Genomic DNA, 2,862 nt, shown 5'->3' with positions numbered 1-2,862 from the left:
CGGCGGAAAGCCACTCCCACCAGCAGAAACTCAGCGATCAAGTTCGGAACGACAACAGGTACTCAGAGAAGCCCAGGTCTCGGATGCGTTCCCGGATGGCGGCAGCAGTCCGCTCGAAGGCGGCCACCACCTCGGCGACGGACAACGAACCCCTGTCCTCATCAGCCGCACCCAGCGACCAAGTGTTGGTCTCCCACTCCACCCGTCGCTCAGCCGGCTCCAGTACCAGCGGTTCGTCCGCCACCTCAGCGATCCACGTCAACAGCACCACGGCAGTATCCCTCCACAGCTCGACCCGAGAATGGCCAAAAGGAACGATGTCCAAGGCCCCACCGCCTGAACCTGGACCTGCACACCTACAGACGCCGACAGCATCAAAAGCCCGGCGGGGGAGGCAGGAGCTGCGGAAGAATCGGCGCATGCCCCACTCGCGTCCCGCAGCCGATGACATACGCGCCTATCTCATCGGGCAACTGAACCTCGCCCTGCGTCGCCCCGGAATGTTCGGGAACGAGGGGGCCCTGCGCATGCTGGTGGACCACCTGCTGTTCGTGGAGGCGCAGCCCGAAGCCCTGGCGGAGCAGCAGAAGGTATGGAAGGAGCGCGGGGCCTGGACCAGCGCTGGTGTGACGGGTGCCTTCCAGGGCTTCGTCCCTGGGCGTTGCGACGACGGCATGGCGTCGGTCTACGCGGAGTTCGCGCGGCGCCGGGGGTGGTTGCGGCCCGACCGGGTTCTGGCTGCCGGGGAGTACGGCTCACTGCGGAGCCGCGTGCGCTCATGGGCGGGCCAGGATCGTGTCTGGGCCGACGTCGTGGACGAGTTCGGGGCGCCGTCCGTGCTGTTCGGCGGGACGAATCCGCTCTACGGCAAGACACTCGGGTACGTCAGTGAGGACCCGGAGCAGCCGATGGTGTCCTTCCACCTCTGGAACGGAAGCACCCAGGACGCGGGGTCATCTCGGGTTCCGCAGTATCCGGAGGCCGTGCTTCTCGCGGTCCGGATCGGGGACGGGCACGGGGAGAGGGACCTGGATGGGGGCGGGGGCGAGGGCGGGGACTTCGGCGACTGGGGCACGACGCTCACCTTGACTCCCGAGGGGGAGCGGCAGCGGCGAGAGCTCTTGGAGGCGGGCGGATTCTGAACTCCGCGCCGGAATGGTGATCGCAGGGCGTATCGCTCTGCCAGCTCATGGTTCATGTGAGGATCCTCGGATGACCGACAGAGACCTCGACCTCGACATCCTCCAGTTCACGGCACCTGACCAGGTCACGGAGCGACTGCGGCGGGAGCTTGCCGCGTGTTGGGTCGAAGTCACCAACGCCGGAGGGGCGGCGGGATTTCCCTTTCCGCCCGTCGATGAGGGGGAGGTGGCCCCGGCGGTCGACAGGATCGTCGGGGCGCTGGCACCCGAGACCAGCCGCCTGCTCGTCGCGAGGGCGCGGGGGGAGCTGGTCGGCTGGCTGAACGTACGGCGTGATCTGTTCGAGCTCACGGCGCACTGGGGCACCCTCCATCATGTGCAGACAAGGCCCACCCTGCGGGGGCGGGGCTTCGGAGTGGCTCTGGTGAACGAGGTTCGTTCGGTCGCCCGCGACGAGATGGGCCTGGAGCAGCTTCATCTCGCCGCCCGTGGCGGTACGGGTCTCGAGGAGTTCTACGGACGACTCGGCTGGAAGGAAGTCGGCCGCTGGCCCGGTGCACTGCGCCTCGCTCCCGGCGACGACCGCGACGAGGTCCTTATGCTCCTTGCGCCGCTCTAGCTCTCTTCAGTCGTCGACGGTACGAACGTTGTCTCGCGCTACTTCGTACGGATTCGGTGGAAGGCAGCCTCAGCCTCCCTGGCGCCCGGCTGTTTGGCTGCCCTCACTCACCACCGACAGCCGAGTTCGCCGAGACCCTTTGGGCCGGTCCGCGCACATCGGCCTCGGGCTGCTGCCGTCCTGCCGTGGCGAGGGTTACGGCACCGACGTCGTCGCGGTGCTGTGCCACTACGCATTCGTCGTGCGCGGCCTTTCCGTCCTCGTCGGCGACGGCGGGGACGTGCCGCCGCTCCGCCTCCTGCGAGGACGCCGCTGCGGACCTCCCCGCGAGAGCGCTACCTCATCCGTTCGGTCGCTGTCTGCTCGCACACTCCCGGGCACCCGCATCAGATGGGATCAATCCGTATTCCGGGTGAAAAGCGGGCCGGAGGGTACGCGAAGCGTGATCACCCGGAATCACTGCGAACCCCCGCGAACGGAGTCTCTACGTGCCCGTGCTCGACAACACCCTGACCTTGCTGTCCCAGGGGTACGCGTGGTTGCCCGACCGCCGGCGGCGCAGCCGGGGCAAGCCGGTGCGCAGCCGCCTCATGGGCAAGAACGTCGTGGCCCTGCACGGCCCGGAAGCGGTGCGTTTCTTCTACGACGAGAGTCACATCGAAAGGCAGGGCGCGCTGCCGGGGCCCGTACTCGACACGCTCTTCGGACGCGGTGCCGTACACACGCTCGACGGAGAGACACACCGGGTGCGCAAGGCCCTGTTCATGGGGCTGCTCAAGGACTCTGGCGGTCTCGCCTCCCTCGCGGAGCACGTGGGAACCGAGTGGGATCTCGCCCTCCAGCGGTGGGCCGGCCGCGACCAGGTGACGCTCTTCGACGAGTCGAGCCTGCTGCTCACGCGCGCGGTCTGCGCTTGGTCCGGCATCCCCCTCGCCGACGGTGAGGACGAGGAGATGGCCCGGGATCTCGTGGCCATGGTCGATGGCTTCGCCGCGCCGGGGCCGCGTCATCTGCGGGCACGCCGTGCCCGCAGCCGTCAGTAGTTGTCTTTGAACTCTGGCCGTGAGGTATCGGCGGTTGGATGATCTGCTGTGTGGGGGT

Annotated in this window: 3 protein-coding genes and 2 pseudogenes; 4 read left to right on the top strand and 1 reads right to left on the bottom strand. The window is 68.0% G+C overall.

The genetic code is table 11. The features are described from left to right. Nucleotides 1–37 precede the first annotated feature (37 nt). Nucleotides 38–271, bottom strand: coding sequence for a hypothetical protein (locus IE226_RS43485; RefSeq protein ID WP_229871984.1), 234 nt, complete (start codon nt 269–271; stop codon nt 38–40). A gap of 148 nt (nt 272–419) precedes the next feature. Here IE226_RS43485 and IE226_RS43480 point away from each other — a divergent pair, with 148 nt between their 5' ends. From IE226_RS43480 to IE226_RS43470, 4 genes and pseudogenes are all read left to right on the top strand, one after another. After that, nucleotides 420–1,142: a hypothetical protein gene (locus IE226_RS43480; protein WP_190087066.1), complete on the top strand. Its 723-nt coding sequence runs from the start codon at nt 420–422 to the stop codon at nt 1,140–1,142. A 70-nt stretch (nt 1,143–1,212) separates the two neighbouring features. Further along, entirely contained in the window at nt 1,213–1,761 is a 549-nt protein-coding gene (locus IE226_RS43475; protein WP_190087065.1) for a GNAT family N-acetyltransferase, read from the top strand. Between the two features lie 133 nt (nt 1,762–1,894). Further along, nucleotides 1,895–2,014, top strand: a pseudogene (locus IE226_RS44775) (GNAT family N-acetyltransferase); the annotation flags it as partial. Nucleotides 2,015–2,255: 241 nt separating this feature from the next. Further along, nucleotides 2,256–2,801: pseudogene (locus IE226_RS43470) on the top strand (cytochrome P450 family protein); the annotation flags it as partial. Between the last annotated feature and the right edge of the window lie 61 nt (nt 2,802–2,862).

The organism is Streptomyces longisporoflavus, assembly GCF_014649775.1.
Taxonomy (GTDB): domain Bacteria; phylum Actinomycetota; class Actinomycetes; order Streptomycetales; family Streptomycetaceae; genus Streptomyces; species Streptomyces longisporoflavus.
Note: the sequence above shows the minus strand (reverse complement) of the source record. Positions and strands in the feature narration are given on the sequence as shown.

Bases quoted from the DNA above. Each gene is read 5' to 3' on its own strand.
- IE226_RS43480 (WP_190087066.1), top strand. From the start codon at position 420: ATGCCCCACTCGCGTCCCGCAGCCGATGACATACGCGCCTATCTCATC.
- IE226_RS43475 (WP_190087065.1), top strand. From the start codon at position 1,213: ATGACCGACAGAGACCTCGACCTCGACATCCTCCAGTTCACGGCACCT.